General features: G+C 68.7%; 17 protein-coding genes. All 17 read right to left on the bottom strand.

The window, feature by feature from the left end; translation table 11 throughout:
- Positions 1 to 69: 69 nt before the first annotated feature.
- Positions 70 to 864, bottom strand: coding sequence for a DedA family protein (locus JYJ93_RS23150; protein ID WP_206794714.1), 795 nt, complete (start codon positions 862 to 864; stop codon positions 70 to 72).
- Between the two features lie 306 nt (positions 865 to 1,170).
- On the bottom strand, positions 1,171 to 1,641 hold the full coding sequence (locus tag JYJ93_RS23145) for a cyclic nucleotide-binding domain-containing protein (RefSeq protein WP_206794711.1): 471 nt from the start codon (positions 1,639 to 1,641) through the stop codon (positions 1,171 to 1,173).
- Between the two features lie 32 nt (positions 1,642 to 1,673).
- A complete protein-coding gene (locus tag JYJ93_RS23140; protein WP_120563250.1) occupies positions 1,674 to 2,189 on the bottom strand; it encodes a gamma carbonic anhydrase family protein in 516 nt (171 codons plus the stop codon).
- Between the two features lie 36 nt (positions 2,190 to 2,225).
- The gene (gene miaB, locus JYJ93_RS23135; RefSeq protein WP_206794709.1) at positions 2,226 to 3,611 is read right to left on the bottom strand and encodes a tRNA (N6-isopentenyl adenosine(37)-C2)-methylthiotransferase MiaB; all 1,386 of its coding nucleotides are present in this window, start codon (positions 3,609 to 3,611) and stop codon (positions 2,226 to 2,228) included.
- Between the two features lie 73 nt (positions 3,612 to 3,684).
- Positions 3,685 to 4,200 carry a hypothetical protein gene (locus tag JYJ93_RS23130; protein ID WP_206794707.1) on the bottom strand — a complete coding sequence of 172 codons (516 nt, stop codon included), beginning with the start codon at positions 4,198 to 4,200 and terminating at the stop codon, positions 3,685 to 3,687.
- 30 nt (positions 4,201 to 4,230) lie between these two features.
- A complete protein-coding gene (locus JYJ93_RS23125) occupies positions 4,231 to 5,628 on the bottom strand; it encodes a VWA domain-containing protein (RefSeq protein ID WP_206794705.1) in 1,398 nt (465 codons plus the stop codon).
- Between the two features lie 6 nt (positions 5,629 to 5,634).
- Entirely contained in the window at positions 5,635 to 6,930 is a 1,296-nt protein-coding gene (locus tag JYJ93_RS23120; RefSeq protein ID WP_206794703.1) for a methyltransferase domain-containing protein, read from the bottom strand.
- Between the two features lie 39 nt (positions 6,931 to 6,969).
- Positions 6,970 to 7,362, bottom strand: a complete 393-nt coding sequence (locus JYJ93_RS23115) for a TIGR02266 family protein (protein WP_120563245.1) — start codon at positions 7,360 to 7,362, stop codon at positions 6,970 to 6,972.
- 75 nt (positions 7,363 to 7,437) lie between these two features.
- Entirely contained in the window at positions 7,438 to 8,100 is a 663-nt protein-coding gene (locus tag JYJ93_RS23110; protein ID WP_014397005.1) for a CoA transferase subunit B, read from the bottom strand.
- Positions 8,101 to 8,103: 3 nt separating this feature from the next.
- Entirely contained in the window at positions 8,104 to 8,805 is a 702-nt protein-coding gene (locus JYJ93_RS23105; RefSeq protein WP_206794701.1) for a CoA transferase subunit A, read from the bottom strand.
- 16 nt (positions 8,806 to 8,821) lie between these two features.
- Positions 8,822 to 10,003: a thiolase family protein gene (locus tag JYJ93_RS23100; protein WP_206794699.1), complete on the bottom strand. Its 1,182-nt coding sequence runs from the start codon at positions 10,001 to 10,003 to the stop codon at positions 8,822 to 8,824.
- A 145-nt stretch (positions 10,004 to 10,148) separates the two neighbouring features.
- The gene (locus tag JYJ93_RS23095) at positions 10,149 to 11,855 is read right to left on the bottom strand and encodes a 30S ribosomal protein S1 (protein WP_120552356.1); all 1,707 of its coding nucleotides are present in this window, start codon (positions 11,853 to 11,855) and stop codon (positions 10,149 to 10,151) included.
- 272 nt (positions 11,856 to 12,127) lie between these two features.
- Positions 12,128 to 13,273, bottom strand: a complete 1,146-nt coding sequence (locus JYJ93_RS23090) for an acyl-CoA dehydrogenase family protein (protein ID WP_206794696.1) — start codon at positions 13,271 to 13,273, stop codon at positions 12,128 to 12,130.
- A gap of 20 nt (positions 13,274 to 13,293) precedes the next feature.
- Positions 13,294 to 13,758, bottom strand: coding sequence for an AgmX/PglI C-terminal domain-containing protein (locus JYJ93_RS23085; RefSeq protein ID WP_206794694.1), 465 nt, complete (start codon positions 13,756 to 13,758; stop codon positions 13,294 to 13,296).
- A gap of 10 nt (positions 13,759 to 13,768) precedes the next feature.
- Entirely contained in the window at positions 13,769 to 14,911 is a 1,143-nt protein-coding gene (locus JYJ93_RS23080) for an acyl-CoA dehydrogenase (protein ID WP_206794692.1), read from the bottom strand.
- Between the two features lie 35 nt (positions 14,912 to 14,946).
- Positions 14,947 to 15,570 carry a hypothetical protein gene (locus JYJ93_RS23075; RefSeq protein ID WP_206794690.1) on the bottom strand — a complete coding sequence of 208 codons (624 nt, stop codon included), beginning with the start codon at positions 15,568 to 15,570 and terminating at the stop codon, positions 14,947 to 14,949.
- A gap of 1 nt (position 15,571) precedes the next feature.
- On the bottom strand, positions 15,572 to 16,348 hold the full coding sequence (locus JYJ93_RS23070) for an enoyl-CoA hydratase-related protein (RefSeq protein WP_206794688.1): 777 nt from the start codon (positions 16,346 to 16,348) through the stop codon (positions 15,572 to 15,574).
- Between the last annotated feature and the right edge of the window lie 10 nt (positions 16,349 to 16,358).

The following is a 16,358-nucleotide window of genomic DNA, read 5'->3' as shown; positions in this document are numbered from 1 at the left end:
CAACGAAGAACCCCGCTCCCTCTCGTCGAGGGGGCGGGGTCCGTGAACCGCGTCACCGCTGGACCGCGGCTACTTGTGCGCGTTCAGGTCCGGCTCGGACGTGGGCGCCTTGTCGGCGGGCACGTCGAAGAAGGCGTTGGGGCTGGAAGCGCGCGTCGGCGACATGCTGTTCTCCAGCGTCTCCGGCACGGGCGGCAGGGCCACCGGCGTCATCTGCGCCTGGGCGGCGGCCTCGGCCTTGATCTTCGCGTTCTTGCGGCGGCGGTAGAGGAAGTAGCCCACCGCCAGCACCGCCAGCGTCCCCATCACCACGACCTGGCCGTCCTTCAGCTTGCGGATGACCATGTCCAGCTCGCCACCGAAGTGGAACCCGAGCCACACGAACACCGGCGCGGACAGGAGCGCCGCCAGGCCGTCCCAGAAGATGAAGCGCCAGTACGACATGTGCACGGAGCCCGCGGTGAAGTACGTCACCGCGCGCACGCCCGGCATGAAGCGGGCGATCATCACGATCTTCTGGCCGTGCGTGACGAAGAGCGACTCCACCTTCGCCCGCTTCTCCGGCGTGACGATCTTGGAGAAGAACCCTCCGCCCTTCGCCCCCGGATCGCGCCCCAGCCGCGTGCCCAGCCGGCGCCCCGCCAGGTAGATGAGGCTGTCACCCACCAGGATGCCGAAGAACCCCACCGCCATCATCACCGGCAGGTGCGCCGCGCCCTTGTGCGCCAGGAACCCACCGAGGATGAGCGAGATGTCCTCCGGCAGCGGCACGCCCAGTCCGCACGCCACCAGGATGGCGAACACGGACAGGTAGGCGAAGAGGCCCTGGGAGCTACCGAGCAGGTTGGTGAGCAGTTCTTCCACGCGTCGTTCCGTCCAATCACTTCCCGAAGGGCCGCTCGGCAACCACCCGGGCCGGCCCGTCCATCACCCAGCCATCAACCGGGTGAGGCAGTTGAAAACTCCGGCCGCCCAGCTTCCCACCTCAAGCGCCCGCGCCACATCACGAAAGCCGCCGCCCGTCTGTCTACCCACACCCACGGTGTGCGACATCCCGAGAGCCTGGAGAGGCTCCAGGCGAGCACAGTAACCACCTCCGGTGCGGGTGGCAGGACCGTTCGCCGTTCTGGCCTCCCGGCAGGAGCCCGGGGCCACCTGTCCGACAGTCGTTCAGGTTCCCGGGGCCCGCGCCACCAGCGTGCGCAGCATGTCCCGGTTGTCCCGGGCCTTGGCGCCGAAGTGGCTGACGATGCCCATCAACAACTTGATGCAGGCCTGCGGCTTCTGGGCGAGCAGCTTCTGGAAGTCCGCCGCGCGGATCTCCAGCGCCATCACGTCCGTCTGGGCCGTGGCCGAGCACAGCCGCTCGCCCTTCTGCACGAGCGCCAGCTCACCCAGGGGCTCACCGGCGGTCACCTCGCCCAGGGGCACGTCCTCGCCCGAGGGGCTCCGGGCGCTCAGCCGCACCGTGCCCTCACCCACGATCAGCAGCGAGTCCCCCGCCTTGCCCTCGGTGAACAGGGCCGTCCCCTTGGGGTAGGCGCGCGACACGGCCGCCGCCGCGAAGATGGAGATGCCGGTGTCGGTGAAGCCCTTGAAGAGCGGACAGGCCTTCAGGGTCGTCTCGGGGGCGAGCGCCATGGGGTGTTCCTAACACGCACAGCGCGGCCGCGTCAGCGGCTGGCGCGGTGTTCGGCGGCGGTGTGCACGTAGTGGAGGGCGGACTGCACCAGGAACTCGCGTTCGCCGTCGTGGATGGGGCGCTTCACCTTGCCGGGCGAGCCCACCACCAGCGACCCGGGGGGAATCTTCGTCCCGGGCGTCAGCAGCGTACCGGCGCCGATGATGCAGTCGTCCCCCACCTCCACGCCGTCCATCAGGATGGCGCCCATGCCCACCAGCACTCGGTGGCCCACGACGCACCCGTGGAGGATGACCCGGTGGCCCACCGTGCAGTCGTCGCCCACCGTGGTCGAGTCACCCTGGCTGGTGACGTGGATCATGGTGAGGTCCTGGATGTTGGTGCGCTTGCCGATGCGGATGGAGTTCACGTCCCCGCGCAGCACGGAGTTGAACCAGATGGACGAGTCCTCGCCCAGCTCCACGTCGCCCACCACCTGGGCGGAGTCCTCGATGAAGCAGCTCGGGTGGACGCGGGGGGACACCCCGCGAAACGGCTTCAACGGCATGGTGGCACCTCCGACGGCGGGACAGCGGCGGAGGCGTCAGGCCTCCGCCGGGACATGCTGCGGCACGGGCAGCTCCACGGCGGGCGGCGCCACGGTGGGGGCCTGGAGCACCGCCACCTGCTTGCCCGCGAGCTGGTTGGGCGTGGCGCGCTCCACGTGCACCTTCACGACGGAGCCCGCCGCAGCGTCACCCTCGAAGTTCACCGTGCGGTTCTCCGGCGTGCGGCCGAAGCGCTTGGTGGCGTCGTAGCGCGAGCGGCCCTCCACCAGCACCTCCACGTCCAGGCCCACCTGCGCCTGGGTGTACTCGCCGCTGATGCGCCGCTGCAGCTTCTGCAGCCGCTCCAGCCGGGCCACCTTCACCTCGTGCGGGATGGGGCCCCAGTCCTTCTCGCGCAGCGCGGCGCCCGTCTTGGGGCGCGGGCTGTACACGAAGGAGAACTGGTTGTCGTACTTCACCCGTTCGGTGAGCTGCATCGTCATCTCGAACTCCTCCTCGGTCTCCCCGGGGAAGCCGACGATGATGTCCGTGGTGATGGCGATGCCGGGACGCGCGGCGCGCAGCTTCTCCAGCCGCTCCATGTACTGCTCGACGGTGTAGTCGCGGCGCATCATCTTCAGGATGCGGTCGCTGCCGCACTGCACGGGCAGGTGGAAGTGCGGGGCGATCTTCGGCTGCACCCGGAACGCTTCGATCAGCTCGTCCGACAGGTCATGCGGGTGGCTCGTCGTGAAGCGCACGCGTTCGATGCCCGGCACCTCCGCGGTGCGCAGGAGCAGCTGCGCGAAGCTGATGCCGCCCTGGTACGAGTTCACGTTCTGGCCAATGAGCGTGACTTCCCGCACGCCCACGCCGGCCAGGTCCGCCACCTCGTTGAGCACCTCCGGGAAGTTGCGGCTCACCTCGCGGCCACGGGTGTGCGGGACGATGCAGAACGAGCAGACGTTGTCGCAGCCCTTCATCACCGTGACGAACTCGGACACCTTGCCGCGGGACGTCTCCGCGTCGGCGCGCGGGAAGACGTACTCCTCGGAGTCCACGAAGGCCGTCTCCACCACGCGCTCGCGGGCGTCCTGCACGCGGGCGATCACTTCCGGCAGCTTCGCGATGTTGTCCGGGCCGAAGACGAAGTCCAGGTACGGGACCTTCTTCAGCAGCTTGTCCTTCTCCTGCTGGGCCACGCAGCCGCCCACGCCCAGGATGGCGCCCCGGCTGGCCTTCACGGCGCGGTAGCGCCCCAGCGCGGAGAGCATCTTGTCCTCGGCCTTCTCCCGGATGGAGCAGGTGTTGAGGATGATGAGGTCCGCGTTGTCCGCCTCGGGCGTGGGGACGTAGGACATCTTCGACAACGCCTCGCTCATGCGGAGCGAGTCGTTGACGTTCATCTGGCAGCCGAAGGTGTGGATGAAGTAGCGCTTCATGGGTGGGCCTTGAAGGAAAACGGGCCGTTATGGAACGCCCGGACGCGGAATGCAACCGGGCGGGCACTCCGGGTCATCCCCGGCTGAGCACCTTGGTGAGCCGGGTGTGCAGGGCCACCAGCTCCGGCTCACGCTCCCGGAGCAGGGCCACCGTCTCCACGCCGTACCGCCGGCCCAGGGCGTCCGTCTCCCGCTCCTGCTTCACCAGCTCGTCCTGGACGCGCTTCTTCACCTCGTCCACCTCCGGCCCGGAGCGGGACTCCAGCTCCGTCAGCTTCGAGCGCAGCCGCTGCGCGGTCCACCGCCGCCCACCAAAGGCCCGGAGGACGGCGCTCCCCCACTCCGCCGCCTTCACGTCCAGGCCGCTCGACTCCAGGGCCGCCTTGGCCGCCCCGGCCATGGCCTCCGGGCTGGTGTCCGCCTCCACGTGCGACAGGAAGGTCTCCTGGTAGCGGACCAGCTGTTCGAGCAGCGCCTTGTCCACCGGCCGGGACGCCATGCGCAGCGTGCGGTCGTCGGCGGCGTCGAAGGCCGGACCGGTCTCCACGTTGGGGACGTCCTGGTAGTCGTCGAAGAAGGACGGGGCCATGGGGGCGCTCCTCGTTGGGTGAAGGGGTTTTCAGACGGGGACGAGCTGTTCCGCGATGCGGGCCAGGTCCGACACGGAGGTGACGACCACGGCCTGGGTGCAGTGCTTCTCGTAGGTGAGCATCTCGCTGTCGCCGATGCCCCAGTTGCCCCGGTCCTCGGGGCAGATCCACAGCACGCGCTTGGCCTTGCGCTTCAGGTCCTTCAGGGCCCAGGCGTTGCTCGCGTTGTAGTTGTTGCGGCCGTCGCCGATGATCATCACGGTGGTGCGGCGCGTGATGCTGCCCAGGTGGTCGCGCGTGAAGTCCGCCAGCGCGCGGCCGTAGTTGGAGTTGGAGCTCATGGACACGGTGCGCCCGGCGGTCGCCGCGTCGATGGCCTCGCTCACGTCCAGGTCCTTGAAGAACTGCGTCACCTCGCCCACGTCGGACACGAAGACGAACGAGCGCACGCGCACGAACAGCGACTGCATCGTGTGCATGAACAGCAGCATCATCCGGGACGCGTTGCGCACGGAGTCGGACACGTCGCAGAGCACCACCAGCTCCGGACGCTCCGGGCGGCGGGTGCGGAACACGGGCACCATGGGGATGCCGTCCCACGGCATGTTACGGCGCAGCGTGCGCTGGGCGTGGAGCGACCCGCGCCGGTGCGAGCGCTGCTTGCGGATCATCCGGCTCTTGAGCTTCTCCGCCAGCGTGCGGACGGCGGCCTCCATCTGGTCCACCTCCGCCTGCGTGAGCAGGTGCAGCGGCTTCTCCGTGACGGTGTCCGTGCGGCGGCGGATGCGCGCCTCGGACTGGCGCTTCACCTCCGCGCGGGCGGCCTCTTCAATCTTGCGCATCGCCGCGGCCACGTGGCGCGAGACGATCTCCACGCCCTCGGTGTGCAGCCCGCGAGCCTTGAGCTCGTCCTCCATCGACTTGAGGTCGGAGCGCGCCCGCTCCATGCCCGCGCCCGCGAGCATCCGCCGCGTGAAGAACCCCGTCTGAAGGGGGCTCTCCAGCTGCCCCAGGTCCAGCTGGAGCGACGCCTGCCGGAAGATCTGCGCCAGCCGCGCGCGGTCACCCGCGAGGATGGCCTGCGCCAGGGGGGACATCTCCGGCGCCAGCAGGTTCATCTGGTAGATGACCATCTTCAAGAGGTCGCCTTCCAGGTAGCCCTCTTCCTCCAGCTGCTTCGCCAGCGACTTGTCGAGTGCCTCGAACGTGCGGGCCGCGCCGGAGAAGAAGAAGTCGAACGCGCGGCGGAACGTCTCCACGTCCAGCTCGCGCTTCACCAGCGTGGTGCGCAGCACGGAGCGGAACAGCCCCCGGTCCTCGAGGCCCACCTCCGCGGTGGCGCGAAGCGCGTCCTGCACCTCGGACGTGCTGACGCGCACGCCGTTCTGGCGAAGCACTTCGGCGAACTCGACGATGCGGGCGTCCATGGCGCGTCAGGCTCCCCGTTCGAACGACATCACCGCTTCCACGTGGTGCGTCTGCGGGAACATGTCCACCACCTGGAGCGCCACGGGCTTGTAACCGGCGTCCACCAGCCCCGCCGCGTCGCGCGCCAGCGAGGCCGGGTCGCACGCCACGTAGACGACCCGGCGCACGTTCAACGCGCGCATCCACTTCGCCAGGCCCGGAGCCCCGGCGCGCGGCGGATCCGCGAGGCACAGGTCGAACGAACGCCCCTCCGCCACCAGCCCGTCGCACACCTTGCGAGCGTCGCCCTGGACGAAGCGCACGTTGGACACGCTGCCCTCGCGAGCGCTCCGTTGCGCCAGCTCCACGCCCACCGGGGACGACTCCACGCCCAGCACCGACCCGGCCGTGCCCGCCAGGGGGAACGTGAAGTTGCCGTTGCCGGAGTACAGCTCCAGCACGGCGTCCGTCTCCTTCGCGCCCAGCTCGTACAGGGCCGCCGTGACGAGCCCCACGTTGGCCTCCGCGTGCGCCTGCGCGAACGCATCCGGCCGCAGGTACACCGGCACCTCGGGGCGCAGCGGGGACAGCGAGCGCAGCACCGGCCGGCCGATGAGCCGCGCCGAGCCCTCCTTGGGCACCAGCACCGCGCCCTCCAACCGCAGCGCGCGCGCCGCGGCCTCCGCCGCCTCCAGGTGCCGCGCCGTGACCGGGCCGCTCATGTTCACCGCGAACGCGGCCTTGTCGCCCTCGGCCAGCAGGAGCACCTCCTCGGTGTCCCTGGCCAGCGGCTTGAGCAGCGGGGCCAGCTTCCCGGGCAGCGCCGTGAGCACGGGCGTGAGCGCGGGGCAGACGTCCACCGGGATGCGCTCGTGCGTGCGCCGGCCGAAGTAGCCGAGCGCCCCCTTCCCCGCCCCGTGCAGCACCGCGCGGCGGCGGTAGCCCCAGTCCCGGGGCGCCACCATCAACGGCCGCACGGTGAAGGCCGAGCGCTTCAGGCGGCCCAGGTGCTCCAGCGTGGAGAGGACGATCTCCTGCTTCGCGGACCGCTGCGCCGGGACGGACAGCTCCAGCCAGTCGCAGCCACCGCACGCGTCGGACAGGACGCAGCGCGACGACACGCGCTCCGCCCCGTCCATCAGCACCTGGCCCAGCAGGCCGCGCAGGACCTTGCCCTGGGCCTCCAGGCGGACACGCACGGTGTCGCCGGGGAACGCGCCCGGCACGAACACGGTGCGCCCCTCCCACTGGGCCACGCCTTCGCCCAGCTGGCCCAGCCGCTCAATCGTCAGTTCAATGGGGGATTCGGGCAGCGTCGTCATCGCAGGCGCACTCGAGGGGGCCGCCTGGGAGGGGCCGCCCTACTTCCGGGTCGCGCTGCCACGCTCGTCCGCCGGCAGGGCTTCCCGCAGGCGCTCCACGAACGCTTCGATGCGCGACCGCTTCTCGTCGTCAACGTCCAGGAACTCCACCGCCATCCCCGGGACCTCGGACCCCGGCGTCCCCTGGGGGTTGGTGCGGGTCACCTTCCCGGACAGGTCCACCGGGAAGCTGGCGCCCGGCAGCGACACCAACAGGCGCACCACCGTGCCCACCGGCAGCGGCTGCGGCGTGTTGATGTAGAGCCCGCCGCGCGACAGGTTCACCGCCCAATCCGTCACGAAGCCCGCCACCGTGCGGTACGCCACGGGCAGCTCATGGTCGATGCGGTGCGCGCGAGGCGCGGGGACAGGCTTCTCCGAGGTGTCAGCCATGCGGTGCTCCGTTCCCCGGGGAAAGGTGGCTTCCGTCCCACACTGGGAAACGGAAGCGCACCCTAGCACCCTACTTCAGGCCTGGAACTTCATCTCGCGCAGGTCGGGCGCGATCTTCAGCTTCGGCTCGGTGAGCTGCTGCACCCGTTCCACCGTCAGTCCGGGTGCCAGCTCGCGCAGGACCAGGCCCTCCGGCGTCACGTCGATGAAGGCGTGGTCCGTGACGATGTGGTGCACGCACTTGAGGCCGGTCAGCGGCAGCGAGCACTTCTTCAAGATCTTGGGCTGCCCGTCCTTGTTGGCGTGCTCCATGGCCACGTAGATGCGCTTGGCACCCACGGCCAGGTCCATGGCGCCGCCCATGCCCTTCACCATCTTGCCGGGGATCATCCAGTTGGCCAGGTCACCCTCTTCGCTGACCTCCATGGCGCCCAGCACGGCCAGGTCGATGTGGCCGCCGCGGATCATCCCGAAGGACAGCGCGGAGTCGAAGAAGGCGGAGCCCTTCACCACCGTCACCGTCTCCTTGCCCGCGTTGATGAGGTCCGGGTCCTCGCTCCCCTCCTCCGGATACGGCCCGATGCCGAGCAGGCCGTTCTCCGACTGGAGCACCACCTCCACCCCGTGCGGGATGTAGTTGGGCACGAGCGTGGGGATGCCGATGCCCAGGTTCACGTAGAAGCCGTCCTTCAGCTCCTGGGCGATGCGCTGCGCGATCTGTTCACGAGTCAGGGGCATGGCTCAGGACGCCTTCTTGCGGACGGTCCGCCGCTCGATCCACTTCTGGAGGTTCTGCGCCTGCACGATGCGGTGCACGAAGATGCTCGGGATGTGCACCATGTCCGGGTCCAGCTCGCCCGGCTGCACGATGTGCTCCGCCTGCACGATGGTGACCTTGGCGGCCATGCACATCATGGGCGTGAAGTTCCGAGCCGTCTTGTGGAACACCAGGTTGCCCCAGGTGTCCGCCTTCCAGGCGTGGACGATGGCGAAGTCCGCCTTCAGCGGCGTCTCCAGGACGTGGAGGCGCCCGTCGATCATGCGCGACTCCTTGCCCTCCGCCACCTGGGTGCCCGCGCCCGTCGGCGTGAAGAACCCGCCAATGCCGCAGCCCCCGGCGCGGATGCGCTCCGCGAGCGTGCCCTGGGGGTTCAACTCCACCTCCAGCTCCCCGGAGAGGAACTGCCGCTCGAACTCCTTGTTCTCCCCCACGTAGCTGGCGACCATCTTCTTCACCTGCTTGTTCTGCAGGAGGATGCCCAGCCCCAGCTCCGTGGTGCCGCAGTTGTTGGAGATGATGGTGAGGCCCTTCACGTTCTTCTTGTGCAGGGCCGTGATGAGGTTCTCGGGGTTGCCGCACAGCCCGAACCCACCACTCATGAGGGTGATGTTGTCCGGGATGTCGGCGACCGCCTCATCCGCGCTCGCGTAGACCTTGTTCATGCGGGCGGTGTCCTTTTCAGCGCTCGACCATCAGCGCGATGCCTTCGCCGCCGCCGATGCAGAGCGACGCCACGCCGCGCTTCTTGTCCTGGTCCTTCATCGTCTGGAGCAGCGTGACGAGCACGCGAGCGCCGGACGCGCCAATCGGGTGGCCCAGCACCACCGCGCCGCCGCGCACGTTCACCTTGGACGGATCCAGGCCGAGGATCTTGTTGTTCGCGATGGACACCACGGAGAAGGCCTCGTTGATCTCCCAGAGGTCCACGTCCTTGGCCGTCACGTTCTGCTTCTTGAGCAGCGTGTTGATGGCGTCCGCCGGCGCGATGGTGAACTCCACCGGCTTGCGGGCGGCCTGCGCGTAGCCCTTGATGCGGCCCAGGATGGTGCGGCCCTCCGCCTTCGCCTTCTCCTCGCTCATCAGCACCAGCGCCGCGGCGCCGTCGTTGATGGAGGACGCGTTGGCGGCCGTCACGGTGCCGTCCTTCTTGAACACCGGCTTCAGGCCCGGGATCTTGTCCGGCTTGGCGTTCTTGGGGCCCTCGTCTTCGGAGACGGTGGTGAACTCATCCGGCTTCTTGCCGGGGATCTGCACGGGGACGATCTCCGCAGTGAACAGGCCTTCCTTCTGGGACTGGATGGCGCGGCGCGTGGACTCCAGCGCGAACTCGTCCTGCTGCGCGCGGCTGATGCCCTGGGAGGTGGCGCACTCCTCGGCGCAGTTGCCCATGTGGACGTTGCCGTACACGTCCCAGAGGCCGTCGGAGATCATCGCGTCCTTGAACTCCACGTTGCCCATGCGCGAGCCGCCGCGCATGGTGTGGCTCAGGTAGGGCGCGTTGGACATGGACTCCATGCCGCCCGCGACGATGACGTCCGCGTCACCCAGGGCGATGGACTGCGCCGCGGCGATGACCGTCTTGAGGCCGGAGCCACAGACCTTGTTCAGCGTGACGGCCGGGACGGAGTCCGGGAGGCCCGCGAAGATGGCCGCCTGACGTGCCGGGGCCTGGCCCACGCCCGCCTGCAGGACGCAGCCCATGATGACCTCCTGCACGGCCTCCGGCTTCACGCCCGCGCGCTCCAGCGCCGCCTTGATGGCGATGGCGCCCAGCTGCGGGGCGGTGAGCTTGGACAGCGCTCCCTGGAAGGAGCCGATGGGGGTACGGGCCGCGCCCACGATGACGACTTCACGAGCCATGGAACTGTCTCCTTGAGAGGGGAACCGGAACCGCTGGAAAGGTTGGGATGCGACTTATCACGGGCGGTTTCGGGCGAATCAAATGGAAACGGCCGGGCTCCCGCAGGGGAACCCGGCCGCCATCCACTTCAAGACGTGGGGCTGATTACTTCTTCAGCTTGCTCGCCATCACGTCGCCCAGGCGGGCCTTGGAACCCTCGGCCTGCTTGCGCAGGTACTCGCGGTAGTCCTCGCCCTCGCCGATGAGCGCCTTGATGGACAGCGCCACCTTGCGGTCCGGGGTGTTGATGTCGATGAGCTTGACCTCGACCTCCTGGCCCTCCTGCACCACGTCGCGGGGGTTCTCCACGCGCTCTTCCTTCAGCTCGGAGACGTGGACGAGGCCCTCGATGCCCGGCTCGATCTCCACGAACGCGCCGAAGTCGGTGACCTTGGTGACCTTGCCCTTCACGCGGCTGCCCACCGGCAGGCGCTCGGACAGCGTCTCCCAGGGGTCCGGCTGGAGCTGCTTGATGCCCAGGCTGAAGCGCTCGTTCTCGACGTCGATGTTGAGGACCACCGCCTCGACCTCGTCGCCCTTCTTGAACATCTCGCCCGGGTGCTTGATGCGCTGGGTCCAGGAGATGTCGGACACGTGCACCAGGCCGTCCACGCCCTCCTCGACGCCGACGAACACGCCGAAGTCGGTGACGTTGCGGATCTGGCCCTTGATGACGGAGCCGATCGGGTACTTGTCCTCGAGCAGCGTCCAGGGGTTCTGCTCGATCTGCTTCATGCCCAGCGCGATGCGCTTGGCCTTCGGATCGATGTCGAGGACGACGGCCTCCACCGTCTGGCCGACCTCCAGGATCTTGGACGGGTGCTTGAGGCGCTTGGTCCAGGACATCTCGGACACGTGCACCAGGCCCTCCACGCCCTGCTCGATCTCGATGAACGCGCCGTAGTCCGTGATGGACACGACCTTGCCGGCGACGCGGGTACCGACGGGGTACTTCTCGTCGGCGCGGTGCCACGGGTCCTCCTGGATCTGCTTGAGGCCCAGGCTGACGCGCTCCTGCGCGGGGTCGAACTTGAGGACGACGACGCGCACTTCGTCACCGACGTTGAACATCTCGCTGGGGTGACCGATGCGGCCCCAGGACATGTCGGTGATGTGGAGCAGGCCGTCGATGCCGCCGAGGTCGATGAAGGCGCCGTAGTCCGTGAGGTTCTTGACCACGCCCTTGAGGACCGCACCCTCCTTGAGGTTCTTGAGGGTCTCCTTCTTCATCTCCTCGCGCTGCTTCTCCAGCAGCACGCGGCGAGAGAGGACGATGTTGCCGCGCTTCTTGTTGAACTTGATGACCTTGAACTCGAATTCCTTCGAGATGTACTGGTCAAGGTTGCGCACAGGGCGGATGTCGACCTGGGAGCCGGGGAGGAACGCCTTCACGCCGATGTCGACGGAGAGGCCGCCCTTCACGCGTCCGACGATGGTGCCCTTGACGATCTCATCACGCTCGCACGCGGCGGAGATCTCGTCCCAGATGCGCATCTTGTCGGCCTTCTCCTTGGAGAGGACGACCATGCCGGTGTCGTTCTCGCGGCTCTCCAGGAGGACCTCGACGGGGTCGCCGGCCTTGACCGTGACTTCCCCGCGGGGATTGGTGAACTCGGAGATCGGGACCTGACCCTCGGACTTGTAGCCGATGTCCACGATCGCGAAATCCTTCGTCACCTGCACGACCGTGCCCTTGACGATCTCGCCTTCCTTCAGGATTCCGTCGCCGCCACGCTCCTTGAGCGAGGCCTCGAACATCGCCGCGAAGTCTTCGTCACCGCCGTCGATCTGCTGGTTCACGTTCTGCTGCATGAATGGGAAGTCCTTGGAACGGTACAACTGCCCCCTGTTTGAATGGGTGCGCGGCCGCCTGCGGGGAGCGACGGGAAACCGCGGGTGTCCCCTGAATGGGAACGCAAGGCTGGTTGGAAGCCGCGCACCCTAGACACCTGAGTTTCCGGGAGTCAAGCGGGGGCGCTGCGCCAAGTGGTGATCCGTGTTCTATGAACGCCCGGCCGGGTCCGCATCTGTCCTACCCGGCGGGTGCCCCCTGCCCGCTCGCCCCGTGTGGGACAAGCGGAGCGCTACCCCTCGCGCCGGAATGTTTCCCGGGCGATGACCATCCGCTGCACCTCGCTGGTGCCCTCGTAGATGGTCTGGACGCGCGCGTCCCGGAAGTAACGCTCGACCGGGAACTCGTCGATGTAACCGTAACCGCCGTGCAGTTGCACCGCTTTGTCCGCGACCTTGTTGCTCATCTCGCTGGCGAAGAGCTTCGCCATGGAGGCCTCGCGGGTGAACGGCTGGCCGGCCTCCTTGAGGGCGGCGGCGCGCAGGGTCAGCAGCTCCGCCGCATCCAGTTGCGTACGCATGTCCGCCATCATGAAGCGCGGGGCCTGCAGGTCCGCCACGGCCTGGCCAAAGGCCTTGCGGTCCTTGGTGTAGGAGACGGTGGCCTCCAGCGCGGCGCGGCCGGTGCCGCACGCCTGCGCGGCGATGCCAATGCGCCCGCCGTCCAGCGCCATCATGGCCAGGCGGAACCCGTCGCCCTCCTTGCCCAGGAGGTTCTCCGCGGGGACTTCGCAGTCCTCGAAGGTGAGCCCCACGGTGTTGGACGCGCGCAGGCCCATCTTGTCCTCGTGCTTGCCCACGTGGAGGCCCTTGGCGCCGCCCTCCACGATGAAGCAGGACAGACCCTTGTTGCCGGCCTGGCCCGTGCGGGCCCACACGACGATGACGCCCGCGTAGGCGCCGGAGGTGATCCACTGCTTGCTGCCGTTGAGCACGTACTTGTCGCCGCGCTTCGTGGCGGTGGTGCGCATGGCGCCCGGGTCGGAGCCCGCGTGCGGCTCGCTCAGGGCGAACGCGCCGACGATGGCCTCACCGGAGGTGATGCGCGTGACGTACTTCTCCCGCTGCGCGTCGGTACCCACCGCGTGGATGAGCTCCGCGCACATGTTGGTGACGGCCATGGCCACGGACACGGAGGCGTCCGCGGCGGCCATCTCCATCATGGCCAGCGCGTAGGACACGACGCCGGCCTCCGCGCCGCCGTACTTCCCCGGAAGGTTCACGCCCAGCAGGCCGACTTCCGCCAGGGCCTTGAAGACTTCCGGGTCGAAGCGCTCCTCGCGGTCCGCGGCGCGGGCGTGCGGGGCCACGCGCTCGCGGGCGAACTTGCGAGCGGTGTCACGGATGAGCGTCTGGGTCTCGGTGAGGTCGAAGTTCACGGGCGCGGGTGTCCTGAGCGCTAATCGATGGCCTTGAGGTTGAACGGGTACTCGATGGGGTGGTCGCGGCCGTCCGGGGGCTTGGGGAAGTCCATGGACGACAGCACCGCCACCACGCAGTCGTTGAGGCCCGCGTCCTTCAGCGTGCTGCCGTACTTGTCCACCTTGGCGCTGCGCACGGTGCCTTCGGCGGTGATGGTGAAGGTGGTGAGCAGCTTGCCCTCCACCTTCTTGTCCTTCTCCACCATGTGGTCCTCGTAGCACTCCTGGATGCGAGGCATGTGGTGGGCCATCACCTGGCGGATGGAGTCCGGGGTGAAGGGCAGCCTGCTGACGTCCAGCCCGTCGTCCTTCTTGGGCGCGGGCGTCGCCGGAGCCGTCGCGGGAGCGGGCGTGGCCTTCTTCTTCGACGAGCCCTGGGCGAGCGCCAGCGGAGAGGCCAGGCCCAGGGACAGGAACAGCACGGGGAGGAGCGCGCGCTTCATGACCGGGTGACTACTCCTTCAGCAGGTTGGTGGAGATGACGATGCGCTGGATCTCGCTCGTCCCCTCGTAGATTTCGGTGATGCGCGCGTCGCGCACGTGGCGCTCGGCGTCCATCTCCTTCGAGTAGCCCATGCCGCCGTGGATCTGCAGGGCCTTGTTGGCCACGCGGCTGGCCATCTCGCTGGCGTAGAGCTTGGCCATGGCGCTCTCCGGGCTGTGGCGCACGCCCTTGTCCTTCATGAGCGCCGCGCGCCACACGAGCAGGCGGGCCGCGTCGATCTCCATGGCCATGTCCGCGATCATGAACTGGATGGCCTGGTGGTCGCGGATGGGCTTGCCGAAGGTCTTGCGCTCACCGGAGTAGCGGACGGCCTCCTCGAAGGCCGCGCGCGCGATGCCCAGCGCCTGGGACGCGATGCCGATGCGGCCGCCGTCCAGGGTGGACATGGCGACCTTGAAGCCCTCGCCCTCCTTGCCCAGGCGGTACTTCTCCGGGACGCGCATGTCCTCGAAGAACATGGAGCAGGACCAGGCGGCGCTGATGCCCATCTTCTTGTCCGGCTCCGCGCGGGTGAATCCCGGCGTGTCGGTGGGCACGAGGAACGCGGTGATGCCCTTGTTGCCCGCTTCCTTGTTCGTCATCGTGATGAGGACGATGGCGTCGGCCTTGGGGCCGTTGGTGATCCAGTTCTTGGAGCCGTTGATGACGTACTCGTCGCCGCGCTTCACGGCGATGGTCTTCTGGGCGGCGGCGTCGCTGCCGGCCTCCGGCTCCGTCAGGCCGAAGCAGCCGATCTTCTGGCCGCTGGCGAAGGGCTTGAGGAACTGCTCCTTCTGCTCGGGGGTGCCGAACTTGGACACCGGATCGCAGTAGAGCGAGTTGTTCACGCTCATGATCACGCCGGTGGAGGCGCAGCCGCGCGAAATCTCCTCCATGGCGATGGCGTAGCAGACGTTGTCCAGGCCCGCGCCGCCCCACTCCTCCGGCACCGCGATGCCCAGGAGGGACAGCTCCGCCAGCTTCTTCACCGCGTCGGTGGGCCACGCGTGCTGTTCGTCCCACTTGCGGGCGTTGGGGATGAGCTCCTTGGCGGCGAACTCGCGGCACAGCCGCTGGATCTCGCGCTGGATGTCGGTCAGCTCGAAGTTCATGGTGGACCTCCCATAGTACGGGGTCCGCCCGGGGGCTACTCCGAAGACGCCCCTGCGTCCCCGGGAGGGGGAATCCGGGTCCCAAAGAACATCGCCAGCGGCACCGTCACGTCGAAGGACACGTCCGTGCGAGCCCCCGCGTCCGTCCACGTCCTGCGCACCACCACCGACACCGTCCAGGGTTGGGTGTCCCGGTGCCTTTCAATCAAGTCGTAGGTGAGCCCCACCCCGGCCACCCCGCCCTTCCCGTCTCCGCCCCACACGCCCGCTCCCTCGGCCAGCACGCCGAAGCGGTACGCGTCCGGGAAGACATACACGCGTCCGCCAGCGAGCAGGCGGAAGGTGGACGGCCCAAGCCGCAGTTGGGGCTCCACGAAGGGCGACAGGATGAGCGTGGGGCCCAGGGCTCCAGGGATGTCCAGGGGCGGCGAGGCCCACGGGTGGATGGGCCAGGACAGCACCCAGTGGGCGCCGTCGCCCCACTCGCGGCGCAGGTCCGGGATGGCGGGCTCCAGGAAGCACAGCGTGTAGAGACACAGCGTGCGCTTCCAGGACACCAGGGCCGGGGCGTGGGGCTCCTGCTCGGGAGCCCCCTCCGCCCGGGCCGGCGGCGCGGCCAGGAAGCACAGCAGGCTCCCGGCCGCGACCGCGTGCTTCACGTCACTTGCCCTGGAACTGGGCCGGACGCTTGGCGAGGAACGCGGCCATGCCCTCGCGCTGATCCTCCGAACCGAAGAGGACGGCGAAGCCCTGGCGCTCCAGCTCGTTGGCGGCGCGCAGGTCCTGGTCCGCGCCGTACTCCACCACTCGCTTGGCCTGGGCCACCGCGAGCGGGCCGTTCTTGAGGATCTTCTCCGCCACCGCGCGGCAGTGGGACATGAGCTGATCCGGGGGCAGCACCTCCAGCACCAGGCCGATCTCCTTCGCCTTCGCCGCGTCGATGCGGTCCGCGGTGAAGAGCAGCTCCTTGGCGCGGGCGCGGCCCAGGAGGCGCGTGAGGCGCTGCGTGCCGCCGAAGCCCGGGATGACGCCCAGGGTGACTTCCGGCACGCCCAGCTTCGCCTTCTCCGACGCGTAGATGAGGTCGCAGCCCAGGGCCAGCTCCAGGCCGCCGCCCAGCGCGAAGCCGTTCACGGCCGCGATGGTGGGGATGGGCAGGTTCTCCAGGTGCTCGAAGACGCGGTGGCCCAGGGCGGAGAACTCACGCGCCTGCGCGGCGCTGATGGTGGACATCTCCGCGATGTCCGCGCCCGCGACGAAGGACTTCTCGCCGCCGCCGGTGACGATGAGCGCGCGCGTGTCCTCCTTCAGCGAGTTGAGCGCGTGCTCCATCTCGTGGAACGTGGCGCTGTTGAGCGCGTTGAGCGCCTTGGGCCGGTCCACGGTGAGGATGGCGAGCGCGCCGTCCTTCTCGAGCTTGATGTTCTGGTAGTCCATGTGCGTGTGG

This window comes from Corallococcus sp. NCSPR001 (assembly GCF_017309135.1).
Lineage (GTDB): Bacteria > Myxococcota > Myxococcia > Myxococcales > Myxococcaceae > Corallococcus.
Note: the sequence above shows the minus strand (reverse complement) of the source record. Positions and strands in the feature narration are given on the sequence as shown.